16 protein-coding genes and 2 pseudogenes are annotated in these 23,813 nt (G+C 67.5%); 9 read left to right on the top strand and 9 right to left on the bottom strand.

Annotation, left to right across the window (positions count from 1 at the left end):
• Positions 1-70 precede the first annotated feature (70 nt).
• Both NF20_RS13000 and NF20_RS12990 read right to left on the bottom strand, forming a co-directional pair.
• A pseudogene (locus NF20_RS13000) lies at positions 71-3,812 on the bottom strand (multifunctional oxoglutarate decarboxylase/oxoglutarate dehydrogenase thiamine pyrophosphate-binding subunit/dihydrolipoyllysine-residue succinyltransferase subunit).
• Between the two features lie 174 nt (positions 3,813-3,986).
• Positions 3,987-4,760 carry a hypothetical protein gene (locus NF20_RS12990; RefSeq protein ID WP_023897551.1) on the bottom strand — a complete coding sequence of 258 codons (774 nt, stop codon included), beginning with the start codon at positions 4,758-4,760 and terminating at the stop codon, positions 3,987-3,989.
• Positions 4,761-5,001: 241 nt separating this feature from the next.
• Between NF20_RS12990 and NF20_RS12985 the strand changes: the two genes are divergently transcribed.
• A complete protein-coding gene (locus tag NF20_RS12985) occupies positions 5,002-7,017 on the top strand; it encodes an MFS transporter (RefSeq protein ID WP_033711622.1) in 2,016 nt (671 codons plus the stop codon).
• A gap of 4 nt (positions 7,018-7,021) precedes the next feature.
• Here the strand turns inward: NF20_RS12985 and NF20_RS12980 are convergent, their stop codons facing one another.
• The 6 genes and pseudogenes from NF20_RS12980 to NF20_RS12955 all read right to left on the bottom strand — a co-directional run bounded on the left by NF20_RS12980 (position 7,022) and on the right by NF20_RS12955 (position 14,597).
• Positions 7,022-10,435, bottom strand: a complete 3,414-nt coding sequence (locus tag NF20_RS12980) for a TM0106 family RecB-like putative nuclease (protein ID WP_033711635.1) — start codon at positions 10,433-10,435, stop codon at positions 7,022-7,024.
• A gap of 51 nt (positions 10,436-10,486) precedes the next feature.
• A complete protein-coding gene (locus NF20_RS12975; protein WP_023897553.1) occupies positions 10,487-11,671 on the bottom strand; it encodes a cytochrome P450 in 1,185 nt (394 codons plus the stop codon).
• A 32-nt stretch (positions 11,672-11,703) separates the two neighbouring features.
• Positions 11,704-12,258, bottom strand: a complete 555-nt coding sequence (locus NF20_RS12970; protein ID WP_003875549.1) for a nuclear transport factor 2 family protein — start codon at positions 12,256-12,258, stop codon at positions 11,704-11,706.
• Between the two features lie 35 nt (positions 12,259-12,293).
• A complete protein-coding gene (locus NF20_RS12965) occupies positions 12,294-13,064 on the bottom strand; it encodes an SDR family NAD(P)-dependent oxidoreductase (RefSeq protein ID WP_023897555.1) in 771 nt (256 codons plus the stop codon).
• 48 nt (positions 13,065-13,112) lie between these two features.
• Positions 13,113-13,724 (bottom strand): carboxymuconolactone decarboxylase family protein, encoded by a 612-nt coding sequence (locus NF20_RS12960; RefSeq protein ID WP_023897556.1) that lies wholly within the window; start codon positions 13,722-13,724, stop codon positions 13,113-13,115.
• Between the two features lie 37 nt (positions 13,725-13,761).
• A pseudogene (locus tag NF20_RS12955) lies at positions 13,762-14,597 on the bottom strand (mycofactocin-coupled SDR family oxidoreductase).
• A 118-nt stretch (positions 14,598-14,715) separates the two neighbouring features.
• On the opposite strand from NF20_RS12955, the gene NF20_RS12950 reads away from it, so the two are divergent.
• The 6 genes from NF20_RS12950 (at position 14,716) to NF20_RS12925 (ending at position 20,033) form a co-directional block, all read left to right on the top strand.
• The gene (locus NF20_RS12950; protein ID WP_023897557.1) at positions 14,716-15,357 is read left to right on the top strand and encodes a TetR/AcrR family transcriptional regulator; all 642 of its coding nucleotides are present in this window, start codon (positions 14,716-14,718) and stop codon (positions 15,355-15,357) included.
• 104 nt (positions 15,358-15,461) lie between these two features.
• Positions 15,462-16,205 carry an SDR family NAD(P)-dependent oxidoreductase gene (locus NF20_RS12945; RefSeq protein ID WP_023897558.1) on the top strand — a complete coding sequence of 248 codons (744 nt, stop codon included), beginning with the start codon at positions 15,462-15,464 and terminating at the stop codon, positions 16,203-16,205.
• A gap of 49 nt (positions 16,206-16,254) precedes the next feature.
• Positions 16,255-16,476, top strand: a complete 222-nt coding sequence (locus tag NF20_RS12940) for a ferredoxin (protein WP_023897559.1) — start codon at positions 16,255-16,257, stop codon at positions 16,474-16,476.
• Positions 16,473-17,837, top strand: a complete 1,365-nt coding sequence (locus tag NF20_RS12935) for a cytochrome P450 (RefSeq protein WP_023897560.1) — start codon at positions 16,473-16,475, stop codon at positions 17,835-17,837. The genes NF20_RS12940 and NF20_RS12935 overlap by 4 nt, the downstream gene beginning before the upstream one ends.
• 57 nt (positions 17,838-17,894) lie before the next feature.
• Positions 17,895-18,824 carry a TIGR03564 family F420-dependent LLM class oxidoreductase gene (locus tag NF20_RS12930; RefSeq protein WP_023897561.1) on the top strand — a complete coding sequence of 310 codons (930 nt, stop codon included), beginning with the start codon at positions 17,895-17,897 and terminating at the stop codon, positions 18,822-18,824.
• Positions 18,825-18,989: 165 nt separating this feature from the next.
• Positions 18,990-20,033, top strand: a complete 1,044-nt coding sequence (locus NF20_RS12925; RefSeq protein ID WP_023897562.1) for a hypothetical protein — start codon at positions 18,990-18,992, stop codon at positions 20,031-20,033.
• Positions 20,034-20,105: 72 nt separating this feature from the next.
• Here NF20_RS12925 and NF20_RS12920 read toward each other — a convergent pair whose 3' ends face one another.
• A complete protein-coding gene (locus tag NF20_RS12920; protein WP_003875559.1) occupies positions 20,106-20,714 on the bottom strand; it encodes an LppP/LprE family lipoprotein in 609 nt (202 codons plus the stop codon).
• Positions 20,715-20,813: 99 nt separating this feature from the next.
• Between NF20_RS12920 and NF20_RS12915 the strand changes: the two genes are divergently transcribed.
• Both NF20_RS12915 and NF20_RS12910 read left to right on the top strand, forming a co-directional pair.
• Positions 20,814-22,514 (top strand): DEAD/DEAH box helicase, encoded by a 1,701-nt coding sequence (locus NF20_RS12915; protein ID WP_011724115.1) that lies wholly within the window; start codon positions 20,814-20,816, stop codon positions 22,512-22,514.
• Positions 22,511-23,650 (top strand): acyltransferase family protein, encoded by a 1,140-nt coding sequence (locus NF20_RS12910; RefSeq protein WP_011724116.1) that lies wholly within the window; start codon positions 22,511-22,513, stop codon positions 23,648-23,650. Before NF20_RS12915 ends, NF20_RS12910 begins: the two co-directional genes overlap by 4 nt.
• Positions 23,651-23,813 lie beyond the last annotated feature (163 nt).

Here is a 23,813-nt window from a genome sequence, read left to right as displayed (position 1 = left end):
GAGCGTCACGCCAGCGTGGCGCCGGGCCCCGAGCGCCACGCTGGCGTGACACTGAGGACCCGTCGACGCCTCAGGCGAAGGCGGTGTCGATGATCTCCTGCTGCTCGACGGCGTGCACCTTCGACGAGCCCGACGACGGCGCCGACATCGCCCGGCGGGAAATCCGCTTGAGCCCGGTCAGCTTGTCGGGCAGCAGCTCGGGCAGCTCCAGGCCGAATCGCGGCCAGGCCCCCTGGTTGGCCGGCTCCTCCTGCACCCAGAAGTACTCGCGCACGTTCGGGTAGCGGTCCAGCGTCTCGCCCAGCCGGCGCTTGGGCAGCGGGGCCAGCTGTTCGATCCGCACGATCGCCACGTCGTCGCGGTTGTCCTTGTTCTTGCGCGCGACCAGCTCGTAATAGAGCTTGCCGCTGGTCAACAGCACCCGGCTGACCTTGCCGCGATCGCCGATGCCGTCCTCGTAGGTCGGCTCCTCGAGCACCGAGCGGAACTTGATCTCGGTGAAGTCCTTGATGTCGCTGACCGCGGCCTTGTTGCGCAGCATCGACTTCGGGGTGAACACGATCAGCGGCCGCTTGATCCCGTCCAGGGCGTGCCGGCGCAACAGGTGGAAGTAGTTGGACGGGGTGGACGGCATCGCGATCGTCATCGACCCCTCCGCCCACAGCTGCAGGAAGCGCTCGATGCGCGCCGAGGTGTGGTCGGGGCCCTGGCCCTCGTGCCCGTGCGGCAGCAACAGCACGACGTTGGACAGCTGACCCCACTTGGCCTCACCCGAGCTGATGAACTCGTCGATGATCGACTGCGCGCCGTTGACGAAGTCGCCGAACTGCGCCTCCCACAACACCAGGGCATCCGGGTTGCCCACGGTGTAGCCGTACTCGAAGCCGACGGCCGCGTACTCAGACAGCGGGGAGTCATACACCAGGAATTTGCCGCCGGTCGGGGTGCCGTCGGGGTTGGTCGCCAGCAACTGCAGCGGGGTGAACTCCTCGCCGGTGTTGCGGTCGATGATCACCGAGTGCCGTTGCGAGAAGGTGCCGCGCCGGGTGTCCTGCCCGGACAGCCGCACCAGCTTGCCCTCGGCCACCAGCGAGCCCAGCGCCAGCAGTTCGGCGAAGGCCCAGTCGATCTTGCCTTCGTAGGCCATCTCCCGGCGCTTCTCCAGTACCGGCTGCACCCGCGGGTGGGCGGTGAAACCCTCCGGCAGCGCCAGGAACGCGTCGCCGATGCGGGCCAGCAGCGCCTTGTCCACCGCGGTGGCCAGGCCCGCGGGCAGCATCTGGTCGGCTTCCACCGACTCGCTGGGCCCCACGCCGTGCTTCTCCAGCTCGCGGACCTCGTTGAACACCCGCTCCAGCTGGCCCTGGTAGTCGCGCAGCGCGTCCTCGGCCTCTTTCATCGAGATGTCGCCGCGGCCGATCAGCGCCTCGGTGTAGCTCTTGCGCACCCCGCGCTTGATGTCGACGACGTCGTACATGGCCGGGTTGGTCATCGACGGGTCGTCGCCCTCGTTGTGCCCGCGCTTGCGGTAGCACAGCATGTCGATGACGACGTCCTTCTTGAATTTCTGCCGGAAGTCGACGGCCAGCTTGGCCACCCACGCGCAGGCCTCCGGGTCGTCGCCGTTGACGTGGAAGATGGGGGCCCCGATCATCTTGGCGACGTCGGTGCAGTACTCGCTGGAGCGCGAGTGCTCCGGCGCTGTGGTGAAGCCGATCTGGTTGTTGACGATGATGTGGATGGTGCCGCCGACCCGGTAGCCGGGCAGGTGGGTCAGGTTCAGTGTCTCGGCCACCACGCCCTGGCCGGCGAACGCGGCATCGCCGTGCAGCATCATCGGCACCACCGAGAAGGCCTTCTCGTCTCCCTGGTCGTCGGCGCCGTGATCCAGCAGGTCCTGCTTGGCCCGGACCAGACCCTCCAGCACCGGGTCGACGGCCTCCAGGTGCGACGGGTTGGCGGTCAACGACACCTGAATGTCGTTGTCGCCGAACATCTGTAGGTACACGCCGGTGGCGCCCAGGTGGTACTTGACGTCGCCGGAGCCGTGCGCCTGCGCCGGGTTGAGGTTGCCCTCGAACTCGGAGAAGATCTGCGAGTACGGCTTTCCGACGATGTTGGCCAGCACGTTGAGCCGGCCGCGGTGCGGCATGCCGATCACCACTTCGTCGAGCCCGTGCTCGGCGCACTGATCGATCGCCGCGTCCATCATCGGGATCACACTTTCCGCGCCTTCCAGCGAAAAGCGTTTCTGCCCAACGTATTTGGTCTGCAAGAAGGTCTCGAAGGCCTCGGCCGCGTTCAGCTTGCTCAGGATGAACTTCTGCTCGGCCACCGTCGGTTTGACGTGTTTGGTCTCGACCCGCTGCTGCAGCCATTCCTGCTGCTCGGGGTCGAGGATGTGGGTGTACTCCACGCCGATGTGGCGGCAGTACGCATCCCGCAGCAGGCCCAGGATGTCGCGCAGCTTCTTGTACTCCGCCCCGGCGAAGCCGTTGACCTTGAACACCCGGTCCAGGTCCCACAGCGTCAGGCCGTGGTTGAGGATCTCCAGATCGGGGTGGCTGCGGAACCGGCTGCCGTCCAACCGCAGCGGGTCGATGTCGGCCATCAGGTGCCCGCGGTTGCGGTAGGCCGCGATCAACTCCATCACCCGGGCGTTCTTGTCGACGATCGAGTCCGGGTTGTCGGTGCTCCACCGGATCGGCAGGTACGGGATGCTCAGCTCGCGGAAGATGTCGTCCCAGAACGCGTCCGACAGCAGCATCTCGTGGATGGTGCGCAGGAAGTCACCGGATTCCGCGCCCTGGATGATGCGGTGGTCGTAGGTCGAGGTCAGTGTGATCAGCTTGCCGATGCCCAGTTCGGCGATGCGTTCCTCGCTGGCCCCCTGGAATTCGGCGGGGTACTCCATCGCGCCCACGCCGATGATGGCGCCCTGGCCGTTCATCAGCCGCGGCACCGAGTGCACGGTGCCGATGGTGCCGGGGTTGGTGAGCGAAATCGTCACGCCGGCAAAGTCTTCGGCGGTCAGCTTGCCGTCGCGGGCCCGCCGCACGATGTCCTCGTAGGCGGTGACGAACTGGGCGAACCGCATGGTCTCGCAGTTCTTGATGCCGGCCACCACCAACGACCGCTTGCCGTCCTTGCCCTGCAGATCGATGGCCAGGCCCAGGTTGGTGTGCGCCGGGGTGATCGCGGTGGGTTTGCCGTCGATCTCGGCGTAGTGCCGATTCATGTTCGGGAACTTCTTGATCGCCTGCACCAGCGCGTAGCCCAACAGGTGAGTGAACGAGATCTTGCCGCCGCGGGTGCGCTTGAGCTGGTTGTTGATGACGATCCGGTTGTCGATCAGCAGTTTGGCCGGGATGGCGCGCACGCTGGTGGCCGTCGGCACCTCCAGCGACGCGGACATGTTCTTGACGACGGCCGCGGCGGCGCCGCGCAACGTCTGCAGCTCGTCACCCTCGGCCGGCGGGGGAGTGGCGGGCTTGGCCGGGCGGGTGCTCGCCCCGTTGCCCGGGGCCGCGGCGGGCTGGGGCGCGGGCCGGGCGGGCTGGGCGGTCTGAGCCGGCTGGCCGTTTGGGCGGGCGGGCGGGCTGGGCGGTTTGCGGTGCAGCCTGCGCCGGGGCGGACGGGCCGTCGTTGCTGGCCGCCCCGGCCAGCACCGAGTCGCCGGTGGGCTCGGGGTTGTAGTCGACGAGGAATTCGTGCCAGCTCGGATCGACCGACGAGGGGTCGTCGCGGAACTTGCGGTACATCTCCTCGACCAGCCATTCGTTCTGCCCGAATGGTGAACTTATGTTGCTCACGACCGCAGTTCGCCTCAATCCCGTTGTCCCGCAGGGTCACCGCAGCGCTGTTCCGCGGCGCCTGCCCTCTTGTCGGTCCCGGGTGCCCGAGCACCCCACACTGGTGGCGGTCCTCATTGATTCCGCCCTATAAAGGCTAACCTTTTGCCGCCGATCCGCCCACGGAGCCGGGGTTCAGCCGGCTTCGTGGATGGGCGGCACCAGATGCAGCGCCCGCGGCCAGCGCGCGGGCGGCGCGCCGAAGGCCCGGTTGGCGTTGCGGATGATCTTCTTGCCGGCCAGATAGTTGCCGACGGCGCCGACGACGACGCCGATCCCGACGGGCAGCAGTTTGCCGAACAGCAGCGCGCCCCGGCGCAGCGTGTACCTGCGCACCCACGACTTGAGCAGCCGGGAGTTCAGTCGCGACATCGACGACAGCGGCAGCGCGGCCAGGCTCTCGGAGACCCAGCCGCCCTGGGTCCGCCCGGGGCCGATCAGCTGGGCGACGGCCCGCTCGCTGTTGTCGCCGACGAGCACGGCCAGCACCAGCGCGCGGCGGCGTTCCCGGTGATCGGCCGGGATGTCGTAGACCACCGCCGCCGCCAGCACGAAGAAGGCGGTGGCCTCCAGGAAGGTCACCGTCTCGGCGGCCGCCGCGGACAGCGCGCTCAGGGTGCCGATCCCGGGGATGGTGGCCGCGGCGCCCACCGCGACGCCGCCGGCGGTCACGATGGCCAGATAGCGTTTCTGCAGCTTGGCCAGGATCTCGGCGGGGCCGGCGTCGGGGTGCGCGTTGCGCAGCCGGGTCACGTACGCCTCGGCTGCCGGGCCCTGGATCCGCGAACTGCGCTCGATCACCTGCGCCAACGCCCGCGCGGACACCTTGGGCCGACCGCTGTCGGTCCGCGCCGCCGCGCTGGACGTGCTGAAAAACCGGTTCGGAAACCTGTTCCGTCGGGCCCGCATATTTTCTCTCCTGCAAATGGCGTTCCTTCAGGCTAACGTGCCGGCGCCGCCTCCCGGCGCGTTATCCGTCCCCGGCGGATCCTTGCCTGCCGGCCCATTGCCGCGCCGGGGATAATGCAGGCTGGATGTCTGCGGCGGCCGGGCCGCCGGGTGCCCTGGTTGCGGCCGGTCGGCCAGCGCGGGCCGATCCGGCGGAAACGGCGCCGGACAGGTTCGTCGGGAGCGAAACGAGGTGGGGTGGATGACCACGGCTACGCCCCGCACGCCGGGGGGTGGGCGGCGCGCGCCGTCGGGGCCCGCTCCGGGCGCCCACCGCTGGGACCTCATCACCCGAAGCTCGGCGCACTCGCAGAACCCGTGGAACCCGCTGTGGGCGATGATGATCGGCTTCTTCATGATCATGGTCGACTCGACCATCGTCGCCATCGCCAACCCGACCATCATGGCCGACCTGCACATCGGCTACGACACCGTGGTCTGGGTGACCAGCGCCTATCTGCTGGGGTACGCGGTCGTGCTGTTGGTGGCCGGGCGTCTCGGCGACCGGTTCGGCACCAAGAACCTGTACCTGATCGGCCTGGCGGTGTTCACCGTCGCGTCGGTGTGGTGCGGGCTGGCCGGCAGCGCCGCCATGCTGATCGCGGCCCGCGTCGTCCAGGGTGTCGGAGCCGGCGTGCTGACTCCGCAGACGTTGTCGACGATCACCCGGATCTTCCCGCCGGAGCGGCGCGGCGTGGCGGTCAGCGTGTGGAGCGCCACCGCCGGGGCGGCCAGCCTGGTGGGGCCGCTGGCCGGTGGGGTGCTGGTCGACGGGCTCGGATGGCAGTGGATCTTCTTCGTCAACGTCCCGATCGGGGTGCTCGGGCTGGCCCTGGCGTACTGGCTGGTTCCGGTGCTGCCCACCCAGTCGCACCGCTTCGACCTGGTCGGGGTCGGGTTGTCCGGGGTGGGCATGTTCCTGATCGTGTTCGGGCTGCAGCAGGGCCAGGCCGCGCACTGGCAACCCTGGATCTGGGCGCTGATCGTCGCGGGTGTCGGGTTCGTGACGGTGTTCGTGTTCTGGCAGTCGGTCAATGTCCGGGAGCCGCTGATCCCGCTGGTGATCTTCGCCGACCGCGACTTCAGCCTGTGCAACATCGGCGTGGCGATCATCTCGTTCGCCGCGACGGCCATGATGCTGCCGCTGACGTTTTACGCCCAGGCGGTGTGCGGCCTGTCGCCGACCCGCTCGGCCCTGCTGATCGCGCCGATGGCGATCGCCAACGGGGTGTTCGCGCCGTTCGTCGGCAAGATCGTCGACCGCTACCACCCGCGCCCGGTGCTCGGTTTCGGGTTTTCGCTGCTGGCGATCGCGCTGACCTGGCTCACCTTCGAGATGTCGCCGGCGACGCCGATCTGGCGGCTGGTGCTGCCGTTCTTCGCGATGGGTGTGGGGATGGCCTTCGTGTGGTCGCCGCTGACGGCGACCGCGACGCGCAACCTGTCGGCGCAGCTGGCCGGCGCCGGGTCCGCGGTGTACAACTCGGTGCGTCAGCTGGGCGCCGTGCTGGGCAGCGCCGGCATGGCCGCGTTCATGACGTGGCGGATCGGCGCCGAGATGCCGGGACAGCCCGCCGGCGGGGGTGAGGACTCGGCCGGGCCGGTGCTGCCCGAGTTCCTGCGCGGGCCGTTCGCGGCGGCCATGTCGCAGTCGGTGCTGTTGCCGGCGTTCATCGCCTTGTTCGGGATCGTCGCCGCGCTGTTCCTGGTGGGTTTTCGCCCGTGGGCGCACCGCGACGGCGGGACCGACGCGTTCGGGCCGGACGACTACGGCGGCGACTATCACGACGACTACGACGACGATGACGCGTACGTCGAACTCATCCTGGTGCGTGAACCCGAACCCGAGGCGCAGCAACGCGCCGGGCAGCCGCGACGGCCGCAGCCCGCCCCGGCACCGCCCGCCGACGTGCGCCGCCGTGACCCCGTCGAGTCCCGGCGCAGCGTGCTCGACGAACGGCCCGCTCAGGCTCAGCCGATCGGCTTCGCGCACAACGGGTCTCACGTGGACGGCGGCAAGCGGCTGCGCCAGGTGGCGGTGCGGCGCGCGCCCAAACCCGGCCCGCCCGCCGACCGGTTCACCCGGCCGCCGCGCCGCCATCACCCCGGCCCGGCGGGTCACCACTTGGGCGAAGGCGAGTCGCTGCGCGGCCAGCACCACCGTCCCGACCCGGACGACGACCCCACCGGTTACGGCCGGCACTCGTCGGGCAACTAGCCGGTCAGCGCAGATCGGGCTGGGTGAGCGCCAGGAACGCGCCCAGCTCGATCAGCCCCGCCGGCGTACCGGGCAGGTACTCCGTCAGCGTCGGCGACCGCACGATCACCGCCGCGTACTGGGCCCGGCTCACCGCCACGTTGAGCCGATTCCTGTTGAGCAGGAAGGAGATTCCGCGCGGCACCACGTCCACCGACGAGGCCGTCATCGAGATGAAGACCACCGGCGCCTGCCCGCCCTGGAACTTGTCGACGGTGCCCACCCGCACCCCGTCCAGCCCGGCCGAGCCCAACCGGCGGCGCAGCAGCGCCACCTGGGCGTTGTAGGGCGCCAGCACCAGCACGTCGGAGGCGGTCAACGCGCGGGTGCCGTGCTCGTCGGTCCACGACGCCCCGAGCAGTCCCGTGACGGCGGCCGCGATCGCGTCGGCCTCCTCGGGGCTCTCGGTCGAATTGCCTTGGTGGTCAACCGAAAGCAGCCGCACGCCGGGCGGGCACCCGTCGAGGCGTCGGGCGGCCGTGCAGGCGTCGGAATGCAGCCTGCCCTCGTAGGACAACGCGGATACCGCGGCGCAGACGGCCGGGTGCATGCGGTAGGAGCGGTCCAGGAAGTAGCCGCGTTCGTCGGGCAGCGTGCGCTGCCCGTCGACCAGCCAGTCCAGCGCCGACGTGTCGACCGGCTCCGGGTGGGTGCCCTGGCTGACTTGCGGCAGCTGCTGCGGGTCCCCGAGCAGCAGCAGGTTCGCGGCGGCCGGGGCCACCGCGATGGTGTTGGCCAAACAGAATTGGCCGGCCTCGTCGATCACCAGCAGGTCCAGGCTGCCGGGTGGGATCCGGTTGGCGTTGGCGAAATCCCATGCGGTGCCGCCGATCACGCAGCCCGGCGTGTCGGCCAGGAAGGCAGCGTAGGCGTTGCCGTCGATCTCCTGCCAGCGCGGGGCCTGGCGGTCGTAGCGCTTCTTGGCGATCCGCCGCGGATCCAGTCCGGCATCGATCACGCAGTCCAGCAGGTTTTCCACCGTGGCGTGTGATTGCGCGACCACACCGACGCGCCAGCGGTGCTCGGCGACCAGGCGCACGATCACCCGGGCCGCAGTGTGCGTCTTGCCGGTGCCGGGCGGCCCGTGCACCGCCAGGTACGACGAGTCCAAATCCGTTAGCGCGGAGGCGATGTCGGCGACGGTGTCGGCGCTGCGGGGCAGCGCGGCGCCGCTGCGGGTGCGGGGCGCGCGACGCAGCAGCACGTCGACGACGGCGCTGTCGGGCAGCCGCGGCAGGCCGGCGGCCACCGCCGCGACGGTCGCCTCGATCGAGTCCCGCAGCGCGGTGGTGGGGATGGGCGGGCCCGGGGTCAGCGCGAAGGGCAACTGGTGAAAGGGCTTGCCGTCGCTGGTGACTCGTTCGAGGACCACCACCTCGGTGGGCAGTGCCGGGTCGTCGGCCTCGACCACCGTGGCCCGCCCGGCCCCCCGCCGGTCCGGGTTGTCGGTCATGCCGGGCGGCGCCGGCGGGTCGTACAGTGCGAAGACCTCGGTGCGCAGCTCGCCGCGGGCCAGCTCGCCGCGCAGCCGCACCCGGCGCTGCGGCTTGCGCGCGCGGGCGGGGGTCTGCCAGTCGACACACACCGACGCCTGTTCGGCGACGAAAACGTCGGTGTTGTCCGCCCATTCGTCGATGGGGAAGTTCAGCCGGTCGAAATGCGCCCACCAGAAGGGTTTGTCCTCGCGCCGGTGGTAGCCGCGGGCCGCCGCCAGCAGCGCCACCGCGGTCTGCTGCGGGGTGCGCTCGTCGATGCCGGCGGCCCCGGTGAACGCCCACAACGTCGCCGCCAACTCGTCGCGGTCGTCGACGGTGTTGCCGTCGCCCACCGGTTGCGCACCGACGGGCAGCACGCCGGATTCATAGGCGCGCAGCATCAGCCAGTTACGCAGCTCCTGCGTGGACCGGCAGTCGTAGTGGTTGTAGTCCTCGATCTCCTTGAGCACCGCGACCGCCTCGTCGGCGCGGCCGTCGGCCTGCAGTTCGCAGTAGCGCGCGTAGGAGGTGATCGACCCGGCGGCCGTGGTCACCTCCCCGGCGCGCAGCCGGCCGCCCATGTACAGCGGCTCGAGCGCCTTGAGGCTGAACGAGTCCGCGCCCACCCGAATGCTCCTGCGCACCAAGGGATACAGGTCGACCAGTGTCCCGCTGCGCAGCAGTTCGTCGACCTGGTCCTCGCCCACCCCGTAGCGGCCGGCCAGCCGCAGCAACGCGGTCTTCTCGTACGGCGCGTAATGGTAGATGTGCATGTTGGGGCGGCGTCTGCGCCGGTTGGCCACCAGCGCCAGAAAGTCGGTGAGCGCCTTGCGTTCCTCCGAACGGTTGTGCGCCCACAGCGGCCGGAACCTGCCCGACGGCCCGGCTTCCAGGACCCCGAACAGGTATTCCAGACCCCATTCGCGGCCGTCGGCGGTCCACAGCGGGTCGCCTTCGAAGTCGAAGAACAGATCACCTGGGTCGGGCTCGGGCAGCAGCGCCAACGGCTGCGGATCGACGATCTCGACCTGCGGCACCCCGGTTTCACGTTCGCGGACTTGCAGTTTGGCCTGGGCAGACAGTTTCGCGACCACCCCGGCGGCCAGCTCCGGCACCGGCCCGCGGTGCGCGGCCAGTTCAGCAACGGTGCTGATGCCGGCGTTAAAAAGCTTGTCCCGCTGGCTGACTCGCATGCCGGCGACCAGCAGCACATCGTCGGTGGCGCGCAGCTGCTCGACGCACACCGCGCAGCGGAAGCATGCGGTCACGTTCTCGTCGTCCCAGCGCACCGCGGCGCCGCCGGCGCGGTGTTCGTCGAGCAGCCGCTGCAGCCGGGCCCGGGCTGAGCGGTACACCGGGACCAGGTCGCACACCCGGTGCCGCACCGCGGTTCCGTCACCCAGCCGCAGCTCGGCCTCCGGCGCGACGGGGACACCGCCGGCGGCCAGCGCGTCGGCGTAGGCGGCCAGCTGCAGCAGCGCGGTCACCTTCTCCGAGCGGGCCAGCTTGGTGTCCACCACCTGGTAGCGCTCGCCGTCGCGCACCAGGAAGTCGGCGAACCCCAGGAAGCGGCCGTCGAACATGGCGGCCTGGTAGATGACGGGAGCCCGGTCGGCGACCGCGCGGCGGGTGGCCTCGCTGGCCGCCGTCAGCGCGGCCGGCGTGTAGGCCGGGCGGCCGATGACCGCGACGGCATCGCCGAACTGCTCGCGCAGCCGCGCCAGTTCGCGCCGCTCGTGCTCGGCGCCCAGGGTGGCCGTCCGGATCAGCAGGTCGTCCTCGATGGTGACGGCCGGCCCGCGGCCGAGTTTGGCGTCGAAATCGCGCAGCAGCGCGAACTCGCAGCGTGCGGCGGCGGCGAGATCCGACGCGCTGTAAACGATGCTGTCGCCGGTGACGAACACTTCAGCCACTGTAGGTCAGGGGAGGGCAGGTACGTCATTGAATACCTGATGTCAGGTCACGATCGCCGGCATCGAATCCCATCCCCGCACCGTCGAGGTACGCGATCGTCGAGCGTTGTCCATGTCAATCTCCCACTCGGGCCACCGGTTCAACACCTCTTCCAGCCCGATGCGTCCTTCGAGCCGCGCGAGAGGGGCGCCCAGACAGAAGTGGACACCACGCCCGAACGTCAAGTGGCCGCCGGGCTTTCGGTGGATGTCGAAACGATCCGGGTGATCGAATCGCCGTTCGTCGCGGTTGGCCGAGGACAGCATCAAGAGCATCGCGCTTCCCGAGGGCACCGTTTGGCCGTGGAACTCGACATCTTCGGTGACGTAGCGGGCCACGCTGGGGCCGGGTGGCTCGTAGCGCAACAGCTCTTCGACCGCCGCGGGGATCAGTGACCGGTCCTCAGCGAGTTCCTTGCGTTGGTCGGGATGGTCGGCCAAGACCTTGCCCATCCAACCGAATAGCCTTCCCGTTGTCTCCACGCCTGCACCCGCGATGACGGCCAGAAAGATGAGCAGCTCGGGGGTTGTGAGCCTGCGTACGGTTCCGGATTGGTCTTCGAAGTCGACGCTGAGCAGTTCGGTGATCAGGTCGTCGGACGGGTTCTGTTTGCGCCACTCGACGTAATCGCTGAACATGTCGCCGTCGAAGTAGTGGTCCTTCCTGATCTGCATCGGCCCACCGGTGTCGTTCTGCAGCGTGGCCCGGGCGTGCTCGCGAACCGACGGCTGGTCGGCGTCGGGAATACCGAGCAGCATGCCGATGGTGCGCATCGGCAGCTCGGCGCCGAGGTCTTCGACGAAGTCGAACCGGTCACTGTCGGCGACCATGTCCAGGCTGGCCACACAGAACGCCCGGATCTTGTCCTCGAGGGTGCGCATCTTCTTGGGCGCGAAGGCCCTTGCGACGAGAGCCCGGTGGATGGTGTGCAGGGGAGGATCCTCGTTGATGAAAACCCCCGGCGGCATAACCGGATCGGCCTTGACCACATCGAGGATGTCGCCTTTGGCTGAACTGAGCCGCAGCGGGTCTCGCAGGGCGGCGTCGACGTCATCGTATCTACTGAGACCCCAAAAGTCGTGGCGTTCGTTGTAGTACAACGGCGCCTCGTTCCGAAGCCTCTTGTAAATCGGGTACGGATCAGCGTCGATCTCGCGGTTCCACGGGTCGTAATACAAACCGGTCATCGGGAAGCCCGTTCTCAGAAACGTGGAAATCGTTACCAGCGTTCAATGTTGGTGTCGTCCTGTGTGAGGGGTCGCGCATAGGAGACGTCGTTGGTGTCCCAGCTGCCCTTGATGAAGCCGGTGAAGTTACCCGACTTCAGTGCCGACCCGTCGCCCTGCAGGGTCCATTCCACGGTGCACCTGCGCAGCGCGATCTTCCACGTGCCGTCGCGGCGTTCGAGGCGGTCGATGTATCGGCCGCCCATCATGATGAGCGCGTTGCCCCTGCGCGCCTGCACGATGACGTAGCTTTCGCTGTGCGCGACGTCGCCGTCGATCTCGCAGCTGTGTGTCGTGATGTTGTGCGAGTGCTGGTCGAAGGCAGCGGAGTGCGCCGCGTTGGCCCAATCACCGTAGTCTGCAGCCGCTTTCACCGTAGGTCCGTGTTCGTCAACGCCGTCGTCGGTGTAGACACTGGTCATCAGTGAGACATCGTGGCGGTCGTGTCCACGGGCCTGGGTATGGATGAGGTCGCGGATCTCGATCTTGTCCTTGACGTACTGCAGGTCGCGGCGCAGTGCTTCGAGGTCGATGTCGGTGGTTGTCATTGAGATGCTCCTTGGTTTGGGGTGTCAGGATTGATTCAGATGCCGGCGGGACCGGGGCCGCCGTGGATGTACAGGGTTTGGCCCGAGCAGTAGCTGCTTGCGTCGGAGGCGAAGAAGAGGACGCCGTAGCCGATTTCATCGGGTTCGGCTATTCGCCCCATGGCGTTCATGGCGCCCAGTTGGTCGACGTCGAATCCGCCTTTCGCTGCGTCTGCCAGCAGTCCGTCTGTTCGGATGGCTCCGCAGGCAATGCAATTGACCCGGATGCCCTTTCGTCCCCAGGCCGCGGCCATTGACCCGGTGAGGTTGTTCACGCCGGCCTTGGCGGCGGCATAGATGGCGGCCTGCGGCATGGCGATCAGGCTCGCGCCGGAGGAGATGTTGACGATCGCACCGCTGCCTTGTGTCAGCATCGGTTTCACTGCGCACCTCGACAGGAACCACACACTGCCGAGGTTGAGGTCCACGACGTCGTGCCACTCGTCTTCGGTCCATTTGGTGATGCCTTTGGTTTCACCCCCGCCCGCGTTGTTGACCAGGATGTCGAGTCTCCCGAAGTCGGCCAGGGTGGCATCGACGAGGTGTTGGCACTGCTGGGTTTCGGTGACGTCGGTCGGCACGATCATCGCCCGGCGTCCGAGCGCCTCGACCTCCTTGGCCGTCGCCTGCAAGGGATCGGGCCGCCGTCCGGCCAGCACGATGTCCGCGCCGTGCTCGGCCAGCACCAAGGCGCTGGCCCGGCCGATGCCCGTGCCGGCGCCGGTGATGACGGCAACTCTGTCGGTCAGCGCGAACCGGTCACTCATCGATCAACTCCTCTTGTCTGCCGCGGCAACGCCGCACCGGACGCACGATCATGCGCCGTCGCCGTCGACGGAAAGTCCTGCCTGGGCGCGAAGTTCTCGGACGTCGTCCTCCAAGTGGACCTGGCAGGTTTTCAGCATGCGCATCAGGGCGTCGTAGCTAGTGACCGTGAACATCGTGTCCAGAAGTTGCTGGGTGCCGAATTCGCTCGACAGGGTGGCCCATGTGGCATCGCTCATTTGGCTGTCGTGGATGAGTTCGTCAACGGAGCGTAGAAGCGCGGCTTCGAATTCGCTCCAATAGGGGGCGGTCGGACCGAAGGCGATACGCGCGATGTCTTCGGCGCCGATGCCGCCGTCGGGCGCGATGAAGTTGTGGTGAGTCCATTCGTAGGCGGATCCACGCACGGCGGCGGTGCGCAGGATGAGCATTTCGCGGTGCCGCATGCTCAGCGTGGTTCCCATCAGCAGGTGTCCCTGCAGCGTGCAAAATGCCCGCGCCAGGGATGGGTGGTGCGCCAACGTCCCCAGTGCGTTCTCCGCTTTGGGGCGGTCCTTGGTGACCGGTGCGGGATGGCGCGGATTGGGTGGCATGAGGGCGGCCATCGCGTCGCGCATCTCCGGCGGCCAGTCCCGGAAACGAAGTGGTGTCACGCGTGACATGGAAGTTAGATCCTTTCGAGTTGTGTTGTACGACTACTTATTTGAGGAGGGCGCCACCGTCGACCGGTAGTGAGACCCCGGTGATGTAGCGCGCGTCGTCGAGACCAGAAAGAGGATGGCGTTGCTGATGTCGGCAGGTTCGACGTACGGAATCGGAAGCACGTGCATCTGCCGGGACGCGACCTTGAAGTCCTCCACGGTGGGGTTTTCCAAGTCGGGCCGAAACATCCGGTAGGTCGGCTCGTTGAGCAGCATGGGTGTGGCGACGCTGCTGGGGCAGACGGTGTTGACGCGGATGTTTCTCGGACCGAGTTCCAGGGCCATGGTGCGCATCAGCCCGTGCAGGCCGTGTTTGGACGCGATGTAGTTGCCGATGTTCTCGGCGCCGCGGAGGCCGCCGATGGAGCTGGTGAACACGATCGAGCCGCCGCGCTTGCCGGCCATGATGTGGGGTACCGCGACCCGCGCGGTGATCCACGCGCCGTTGAGGTTGACGTCGATCATGTCGCGCCACGTCTTCGGGTCCATCCGGTTCAGGCGGGTGCCCTCACTGGCCAGGGCGGCATTGGCGAGCACGATATCGAGGCGCCCCAGCTGTGTGACACCGCCGTCGACCGCGGCCTGCATGGCGTCGAAGTCTCGAACATCGACCTGCGACGCGATGATTCGCCGTCCGAGCGCCTCGACCTGGCGCACGGTCTCCGCCAAGTCGTCGGGCGTGGACATCGGGAGTTTGACTCCGTCGAGCTGCTTGCACACATCGATGGCGATGATGTCGGCGCCCTCACGCGCGAGCGTTATGGCGTGGCTGCGCCCCTGCCCGCGCGCCGCACCGGTGATGAAGGCCACCTTGCCCTCGACCTTTCCTGCCATTGGGACGTCCATTCCCTTCGTGATTACATCCGCTGTACGAACGTACAGATTACTAGAACGGTACAATACACCCGTACAGCGGTCGTCGGCATGTGAAAATGCTTAAACCATCAGGGAGGTGGACATGGCAGCATCGCCCCGCCGCGTAGGAGCAGAGACTTCACAGACGCGCGACGCCTTGCTCGAGGCCGTTGCGCAGATGATGCTGGAGGAGGGATATGCGAGCGTCACGTATCGAGCATTGGCCGCGAAGGCCGGCGTGACGCCAAGCCTCGTCCAGTACTACTTCCCCTCGCTGGATGACATCTTCGTCGCCGCCATTCGTCGCTACTCCGAGCGCAACCTGCAATGGTTGACCGAGGAACTTCAGCGGCGAGCCGACGACCCACTTCATGCGCTGTGGGAGAGCAGCTGGCACGAGTCGACGAGTGCGCTGATGACGGAGTTCATGGCACTTGGCAACCACCGCAAATCGATTCGTTCCGAGATCGCCGCCGTGACGGATAGCATGCGCAGAGTCCAGGTCGAGGCGCTGGTGGGGAAATTCGGGAACGACGCCCGGCTCCTCGCTGATCTTTCGTTCGATGCCGTGGTGCTGTTGATCAACGGCGTTCCGAAGCTCCTTGGGTTGGAGGAAAGCGTGGGCGTCGATACCGCCCACGCGGAGTTGATCGCCGCGTGCGAGCGCTTTCTGGACGCCGTCGAACCTCGAGCCAAGCCTCGCCGTCGTAGTAAGAAGGCCACGACTCGCCGACGCTGACTCGTCGCGGCGGGCGCTTCACGGGAGGCCTTGTGACCGCGCTGTACGTCCGTATAGACTGGACGATTGTATAGCAGGTGCACGGCGGGTGGAAGGCGAGCATTGTGAGTCGCGTGGCGGTAGTAACCGGCGGTGGGTCGGGAATCGGGCGGGCCATCGTCGAACGCCTGGCGCACGACCGCCATCGCGTCGCTGTGTTGGACGCAAACGAAGAAGCCGCCGAGAAAGTGGCGGCCCGGGTGGCGGCCGACGGCGCCCACGCCATCGCGGTACCGACCGACGTCGCCGAAAGCGCCAGTGTCGCAGCGGCGTTCGAGTCGGTGCGGCGCGCGCTCGGTTCCGTCCAGGTCTTGGTTACCAGCGCGGCGATCACTGGTTTCAAGCCGTTCGCCGAGATCACGATCGAGGACTGGAACCGTCATCTCGCGGTGAACCTCACCGGCACGTTTCTGTGCCTGCAGGCTGCCCTGCCGGACATGGTCGAGGCCGGTTGGGGACGTGTGGTCACGATTTCCTCGACGGCGGCGCAGACGGGATCGCCCCGACAAGGCCACTACTCCGCGTCCAAGGGCGGTGTGATCGCGCTGACGAGAACGATCGCGCTCGAATACGCGGCCCACGGGATAACCGCCAACACGGTGCCGCCGTTTTCCGTTGACACCCCGATGCTTCGCGCCGCGCAGGAGGCGGGAAATCTTCCCCCCGTCAAGTACCTTGCCAAGGCATCCCCGGTCGGCAGGCTCGGCACCGGCGAGGACATCGCCGCTGCGTGCGCTTTCCTGTGCTCGGAGGAGGCGGGCTACATCACGGGTCAGATCATCGGCGTCAACGGCGGCGCAGTGATCTGAACCAGCGGCACATGCGGATTGAAGCAAGCAACGATCACGGAGGTGTTCAGTGAAGGCACGCGTTGACGCTGCCCGATGCCAGGGGCACACCCTGTGCGCGATGATCGCACCGAAAGCCTTCGAACTCGACGATGTCGATGGCCACGCCTCCGTCGTCATGGGTGAGGTAGCCGCAGAGGACGAAGCGCAACTGCTCGAGGCAGCGCGCTCGTGCCCCGAGCAAGCCATCGTGCTAATGAACGGCACCGTCGGTCAAGGGGCCGGCGAATGAGCGTCGAGGTCGCTGGTTCTGGCTCCCGGAAGGCTCCGCAGTTCCACTTCGATCGCCACGCGCCGGAATATCGCGAGCGTTTCCTCGACGTCACCCAGGAAATGCACCAGCGGTGCCCGATCGCCTGGACCGACACCTACGGCGGGCACTGGGTGGCCGCCGGCGGCGACGCCGTCTTCGAACTCGCCCGGTGTCCGCACGTGTCGAACGACCACGACGTCAACAACGAACGACGTGGCTACAGGGGTGTCACCATTCCACTCACGACGGAGTCGGACCAGATCCGCGGCGGAATGCTCGAGATGGACGACCCGGAGCACCGAATCTACCGCTCGTTGCTGAACCCCTACCTTTCGCCGGCTGCGGTGAGTCGGTGGCAGCCGTTCATCGACGACGTCGTGCGGGCCTGCCTCGACGAACGCATCGAGAGCGGTCGCATCGACTTCGTCGACGATCTAGCGAACGTGGTGCCCGCGGTGCTCACCCTGGCGATGCTCGGTGTGCCGCTGAGGAAATGGACCATGTACAACGAGCCGGTGCACGCGATGGTGTACACGCCGCCGGATTCGCCCGAGGCTGCCAAGGTGCACGACATGTGGGTCTCAGTGGTGGTCGACTTGTTCGCCAACCTCACCGAGATCCGCGAGCACCCGCGACCCGGCATCATCAACGCGCTGGCACAGCTGCGCATCGACGGTGAGCCGGCGCCGGACATGGAGATCATCGGCATGCTCACGCTACTGATCGGTGGGGGTTTTGACACCACCACGGCGCTGACGGCACACGCTCTCGAGTGGCTGTCCGAGCATCCCGATCAGCGCGCACGCCTGCACCGCGAACGCGATGTCTTGCTGAACCCGGCCACCGAAGAATTCCTGCGGTATTTCACCCCAGCGCCCGGTGATGCGCGCACCATCTCCGCCGATATGGAACTGGACGGCATCCGCTTCGCCGAGGGCGAGCGGCTGTGGCTCTCGTGGGCGATGGCCAACCGCGATCCCAACTTGTTCGACAATCCCAATGAACTGATGCTTGCTCGGAAAGCTAACCGCCACTTCAGCTTTGGCATCGGAGTGCACCGCTGTATCGGCTCGAATGTAGCGCGCACCGTGTTCAAGTCGATGCTCACTGCAGTGCTCGAACGGATGCCCGACTATCGGTGCGATCGGGTGAATACCGTGCACTACGACACCATCGGGATCATTCAGGGCATGCGCAACCTTCCCGCTGACTTCACTCCCGGCAAGCGGCTAGGGCCGGGCTTGGATGAGACGCTCGATCGGTTGCAGTCCGTGTGTGACAGCCAGGGCCTTGCCCGGCCCATCACCGAGTACAAGGAGCAAGCACGTATCCATGAATGACGACCACGATCACTGGCGCGCATATCCGTTGACGTGCAGAAAGATTGGAGAGTGGCGATGCGGATCGGGCTGACCGGCGGCGCGTCATCGACCGACAAGATCGTGGAGCAGGCCCAAGCGGCTGAAGCCGATGGCTTCACGTCCCTGTGGTACGCCAGCACGGTGGCCGGCGACCCGCTGGTGGCGATGGCCCTGGCGGGACGGGCCACCACATCCGTCGAACTGGGCACCGCCGTCCTTCAGACGTATCCCTGTCACCCGCTGCTGCAGGCTAACCGGGTAGCCGCCGCGGCAAATGCCATGGGCCGCCCGGGATTCACGCTCGGGCTGGGCCCCTCGCACGAGCCGCGCGTCAGCGGCGTGCTCGGCTTGTCCTACGACCGTCCCGGCAGGAACACCGAAGAATATCTGCGCATCATCAGTGCCCTGTTGCGGGGCGAGGAAGTCGACTACTCCGGTCAGGACTGGACGACCCGCAGTCCCGCCGGGGTGGTCAGACTCGACTATGAGGTGCCGCTGCTGCTGTCGGCGCTGTCACCCCGGATGTTGCGCATTGCAGGTCGTTTCGCCGATGGAGTCGTGCTCTGGATGGCGTCGGCATCGGTCATCGAATCCCGCATCGCACCCGCGCTCCGCCACGCGACCACGGAATGGGGTCGGCCCCCGCCAAGGATCGTCGCCGGACTACCCGTCGCCGTGCACGACGACACCGTCGAGGCCCGGGCGGCCACCGCGGCGATGTCCACGATGTACGCGGGGGTGACCAACTATCAGCGGGTCATCGAGGCGGGCGGCGGCGCCTCCCCTGCCGATGTCGCGATCATCGGCGACGAGGAGTCGGTGCGAAAACAACTGCAGGACCTGCTCGATGCCGGAGCCACCGACATCTGGGCACAGCCCATCGGCGTCGGTGATGAGCGAGCACAGCGAACGGCATCGGCCCAACGCACTCGGGAACTGCTCAGCGAACTCGCCCGCCTCGGTTAGGACTTCTGACCACTACGCGACTATGCGTGATGAGCTGCGATAGCCGAGCGCGTCGCCGGCCTGATCGCCTCCAAGGCGCGACCCGTCCCTCCGGCGAAGTAGACGCCGAGATGCCACACCCGGTTCGTATGCCGAGCGTGGGCGATCTAATCGAAAGGTAAGTGTGTGACAAAGAAATTGCGCGTCATCCAGTGGACCACCGGCAAGGTCGGCAAGCTGAGCCTGCGGGGCGTGCTGGACGATCCGCGGTTGGAACTCGTTGGTGTCTACGCATTTTCGGAGGAGAAGGCAGGCTCGGATGCGGGTGCGCTGTGTGGCCGTCCCGATACCGGGGTGTTGGCCACCACCGACATCGACGCGCTGCTCGCGTTGAAAGCGGACACCGTTATCTACACCCCGTTCATGGCCGACATCGACCAGGTAGTGCGTCTGCTCGAAAGTGGGCTCGACGTGATCAGCACCAACCTATTTCTCAATGTCGGCGGCATCCAGGGCGAGACAAAGCAGCGGCTGGCGGCGGCGTGCGAACGTGGGGGCAGCTCGCTCTACATCACCGGGGTCAACCCGGGGTGGATCAACACCATGGTCACGGCGATGACCGCGGTCTGCCGTGACGTCGAGATGGTGTCGGTTTCCGAGTCTGCCGACGTGTCGGTCTACGAGTCGCCCGAAACCTGGCAGTCGCAAGGCTTTTCACTGTCCGAGGCGCCGCCCGCCGTGATCGAGACGGCCAAGATGTGGCTGAGCACGTTTCGCGATTCGGTCCAGCGGATGGCGGTCGCCCTGGGCTTCGAGCTCGACGACATGGAATTCTTCATCGAGCACGCCACCGCGTCGGAGCGGGTCGATCTCGGCTGGTGGGTCATCGAGAAAGACACCATCGCCGCGATGCGGGCCGGCTGGAACGGCAAAGTCAACGGCAAGACGGTGGTGCAATCGAACGTCGCCTGGTACATGACCAAACTGCTGAACGAGGGATGGCAGTTCGACGACGACCACTATCACGTCGTCATCAAAGGCGAGCCCGGCGTCGACACCCGGATTCGCTTCCTGCCACCCGAGAGCTGGGGCAACCACGAATGGGACACCATGACGGCGATGCCCGCGGTTAGCGCTGCCGTCGACGTCGCCGCCGCGCCGGCCGGTATCTTGACCCTCAAGGACGTCGGGCTGCCGTGCGCGCCGGCCGGTTTATGGCTCGAGGGCTGAAGCATCTCCATGAACTGCACTTCAGCGCCGGGGCGCCGACACCGCCGCGGTGCCGGGCGAGCGTGCCCGGGGTCAGTGCGCGGGGGTGTTGCCGATCAGCTCGACGGCGTTGCCGTTCCAGTGGAACTTCACGTCGGTGCTCAGGCCGGAAAGCCCGCCCGGGTAGGTCAGCGCCACCGTGTCACCGGTGGTCTGGGCCGGGTCGATGCCGTTGAACCCGTAGGTGTCGGGCACCCCCTGCGGGATGAATTGGCCGAGGTGGAACAGCACCGCCCGGGTGCTCGGGCTGATCGCGTTGGTGTTGGCCTTGACGATCACCGCCGACAGCTGCGCGCACTGGTTGTAGTTGCCGGCCAGCGGCTCGGGGTTCCACGGCTGCTGGCTGCGCGGGTCGCGCGGCAGCTCGGAGACCACTTTCGCGATGGTCGGTGCGGCGAGGTTGACCGCGCACGGGTCGGCCGGCTGCCCGACGCCGGGCTGCGCGGCGGCCGCCGACGGCGTGGCCGGTGCGGTGATCGACGGGGTCTCCGACGTCGTGCGGGCCTGCGGCGTCTTGGCGACGGTGGAGTCCCCGGAACCGCATCCGGTCAGCGTGACGGCGATCAAGGCGACAGCGGCCGAGCCGGTCAGCGGCTCGGTACGACACGGTGGCGACCACACATCGACGCACCGTACCGTCATCGCGGCCGCGGGGGTGGCAGGCGTGGCCGGGCGTCGCCCGGCTGTGCCCACGATCACGGGCCGCACCGGGCGCGGCGCGACCACTAGACTCCATGGGCGATGACCCTCCCGGACAGCTCGACTGAGGCTGCCTCCCCGACATTTGCCGACCTGCAGATCCATCCCTCGGTTTTGCGGGCGATCGCCGACGTCGGCTACGAGACGCCCACCGGCATCCAGGCCGCGACCATCCCGGCGTTGATGGCCGGCTCCGACGTCGTCGGGCTGGCCCAGACCGGCACCGGCAAGACGGCCGCGTTCGCGATCCCGATCCTGTCCAAGATCGACGTCGCCAGCACCGCCACCCAGGCGCTGGTGCTGGCGCCCACCCGGGAGCTGGCGTTGCAGGTGGCCGAGGCGTTCAGCCGCTACGGCGCGCATCTGCCGAAGATCAACGTGCTGCCGATCTACGGCGGCTCCTCCTACGCCGTGCAGCTGGCCGGATTGAAACGCGGCGCCCACGTGGTGGTCGGCACGCCGGGCCGGGTGATCGACCACCTCGAGCGCGGCACGCTGGACCTGTCGCACGTCGACTACCTGGTGCTCGACGAGGCCGACGAGATGCTCACCATGGGGTTTGCCGAAGAGGTCGACCGCATCCTGTCCGAGACCCCGGAATACAAGCAGGTCGCGCTGTTCTCGGCGACCATGCCGCCCGCGATCCGCAAGCTCACCGCCAAGTATCTGCACGATCCCCTCGAGGTCAGCACCAAAGCGAAAACCACGACCGCCGAGAACATTTCGCAGCGCTACATCCAGGTCGCCGGTCCGCGCAAAATGGACGCGCTGACCCGGGTGCTGGAGGTCGAGCCGTTCGAGGCGATGATCGTGTTCGTCCGGACCAAACAGGCCACCGAGGAGGTCGCCGAAAGGCTCAGGGCGCGCGGCTTCTCGGCGGCCGCGATCAACGGGGACATCCCGCAGGGCCAGCGTGAGCGGACCGTCGCCGCCCTCAAGGACGGCGGCATCGACATCCTGGTCGCCACCGACGTGGCCGCCCGCGGCCTGGACGTCGAACGGATCTCACACGTGCTCAACTACGACATCCCGCACGACACCGAGTCCTACGTGCACCGGATCGGCCGCACCGGCCGGGCGGGACGCTCGGGAACCGCGCTGCTGTTCGTCTCCCCGCGAGAACGCCACCTGCTCAAGGCCATTGAGAAGGCGACCCGCCAGCCGCTCACCGAAGCCGAGCTGCCCACCGTCGAGGACGTCAACGCCCAGCGGGTGGCCAAGTTCGCCGACTCCATCACCGCCGCGCTCGGCGCTCCCGGCATCGATCTGTTCCGCAAGTTGGTTCAGGACTACGAACGCGAGCACGACGTCCCGATGGCCGACATCGCCGCCGCGCTGGCCGTGCAGTCACGCGACGGCGAGGAGTTCCTGATGGCGCCCGAACCGCCGCGGGAGCGACGCGAACGGCACACCGAACGGCGCGAGCGCACCGAGAAACCCAGGAGCACAAGGCCGTTGGCCACCTACCGCATCGCGGTGGGCAAACGGCACAAGATCGGTCCGGGCGCGATCGTGGGCGCCATCGCCAACGAGGGCGGGCTGCATCGCAGCGATTTCGGCCACATCGCCATCGGACCCGACTTCTCGCTGGTGGAGTTGCCGGCCAAGCTGCCCAAGTCGACGCTGAAAAGGCTTGAGCAGACCCGAATCTCCGGAGTGCTGATCAACCTCCAGCCGGACCGGGCGGCGGCCAAGGCGCGCGGTCGGGACGGCGGGAAACCACGCAGGAAATACGGCGGATGACGCTGTCGGAAGAACAAGACGCCCAGGGCGGGCTCGAGCAGACCTCTCGCGTCGACCGCGTCGCCTCGCTGACCGGGGTCCGTGCGGTCGCCGCGCTGCTCGTCGTCGGCACCCACGCGGCCTACACCACCGGCAAGTACACGCACGGGTATTGGGGGTTGGTCGGTTCCCGCATGGAGATCGGGGTGCCCATCTTCTTCGTGCTCTCCGGCTACCTGCTGTTCCGGCCGTGGGTGAAGTCCGCGGCCACCGGCGGCCCACCGCCGTCGCTGAGTCGCTATGTGTGGCACCGGGTTCGGCGCATCATGCCCCCCTACGTCATCACGGTGCTGTTCGCCTACGTGCTGTACCACTTCCGCGAGGCTGGTCCCAATCCCGGGCACAGCTGGCTGGGTCTGGCGCGCAACCTGACGCTCACCCAGATCTACTGCAACGGCTACCTGGGCAAGTATCTGCATCAGGGGCTGACCCAGATGTGGAGCCTGGCCGTGGAGGCGTCCTTCTACGTCATCCTGCCGCTACTGGCCTACCTGCTGCTGGTGCTGGTCTGCCGGCGGCAGTGGCAGCCGAAGCTGGTGCTGGGCGCGCTGGCGGGGCTGGCCTTGGTCAGCCCGGCCTGGCTGGTGCTGGTGCACACCGATCACTGGTTTCCCGACGGCGCCCGGCTGTGGCTGCCCACCTACCTGGCCTGGTTCCTGGCCGGCATGATGCTGACGGTGCTGCAGGAAATGGGCGCGCGCGCCTACGGTTTCGTGGCCATCCCGCTGGCGGTGGTCAGTTATTTCATCGTCTCCACCCCGATCGCCGGCGCGCCCACGACGTCACCGGCCACGCTGAGCGAGGCGTTGTTCAAGGCCTGCTTCTACGCCGTGATCGCCGCCCTCGCCGTGGCGCCGCTGGCGCTGGGCGATCACGGGTGGTATTCGCGGCTGCTGGCCAGCCGCCCGATGGTGTGGCTGGGGGAGATCTCCTACGAGATCTTCCTGATCCATTTGATCACCATGGAATTCGCGATGGACTACATCGTCGGCGCCCGCGTCTACACCGGCTCGATGCTGAACCTGTTCGTCGCGACGCTGGTCCTGACGATCCCGTTGGCGTGGCTGCTGCACCGGTTCACCCGGGTGCGCGACTGAGCCGGCAGGCGCCCGTCGTCGCGCACCCTTCGTCACATGGGCCACAGCAGCCTCTCCGAGAGCGGACAGGCGATATGCCCGCCTCACAGCGACAACTCGGTTACGGGTGCGAGCGCACCAACAGGTTGTCGCTCAGAGGCGGGCACTTCGAACACCGGCTGCG

The sequence above is a fragment of the Mycobacterium sp. MAC_080597_8934 genome (assembly GCF_000523975.1).
GTDB classification, from domain to species: Bacteria; Actinomycetota; Actinomycetes; order Mycobacteriales; family Mycobacteriaceae; genus Mycobacterium; species Mycobacterium avium.
Note: the sequence above shows the minus strand (reverse complement) of the source record. Positions and strands in the feature narration are given on the sequence as shown.

Excerpts from the sequence above, each read along its gene's own strand:
- NF20_RS12960 (WP_023897556.1), bottom strand. The coding sequence starts at position 13,724 with ATGTCACGCGTGACACCACTTCGTTTCCGGGACTGGCCGCCGGAGATG.
- NF20_RS12965 (WP_023897555.1), bottom strand. The coding sequence starts at position 13,064 with ATGAGTGACCGGTTCGCGCTGACCGACAGAGTTGCCGTCATCACCGGC.
- NF20_RS12920 (WP_003875559.1), bottom strand. The coding sequence starts at position 20,714 with ATGACGGTACGGTGCGTCGATGTGTGGTCGCCACCGTGTCGTACCGAG.
- NF20_RS12910 (WP_011724116.1), top strand. The coding sequence starts at position 22,511 with ATGACGCTGTCGGAAGAACAAGACGCCCAGGGCGGGCTCGAGCAGACC.
- NF20_RS12915 (WP_011724115.1), top strand. The coding sequence starts at position 20,814 with ATGACCCTCCCGGACAGCTCGACTGAGGCTGCCTCCCCGACATTTGCC.
- NF20_RS12935 (WP_023897560.1), top strand. The coding sequence starts at position 16,473 with ATGAGCGTCGAGGTCGCTGGTTCTGGCTCCCGGAAGGCTCCGCAGTTC.
- NF20_RS12930 (WP_023897561.1), top strand. The coding sequence starts at position 17,895 with ATGCGGATCGGGCTGACCGGCGGCGCGTCATCGACCGACAAGATCGTG.
- NF20_RS12990 (WP_023897551.1), bottom strand. The coding sequence starts at position 4,760 with ATGCGGGCCCGACGGAACAGGTTTCCGAACCGGTTTTTCAGCACGTCC.
- NF20_RS12970 (WP_003875549.1), bottom strand. The coding sequence starts at position 12,258 with ATGACAACCACCGACATCGACCTCGAAGCACTGCGCCGCGACCTGCAG.
- NF20_RS12985 (WP_033711622.1), top strand. The coding sequence starts at position 5,002 with ATGACCACGGCTACGCCCCGCACGCCGGGGGGTGGGCGGCGCGCGCCG.
- NF20_RS12975 (WP_023897553.1), bottom strand. The coding sequence starts at position 11,671 with ATGACCGGTTTGTATTACGACCCGTGGAACCGCGAGATCGACGCTGAT.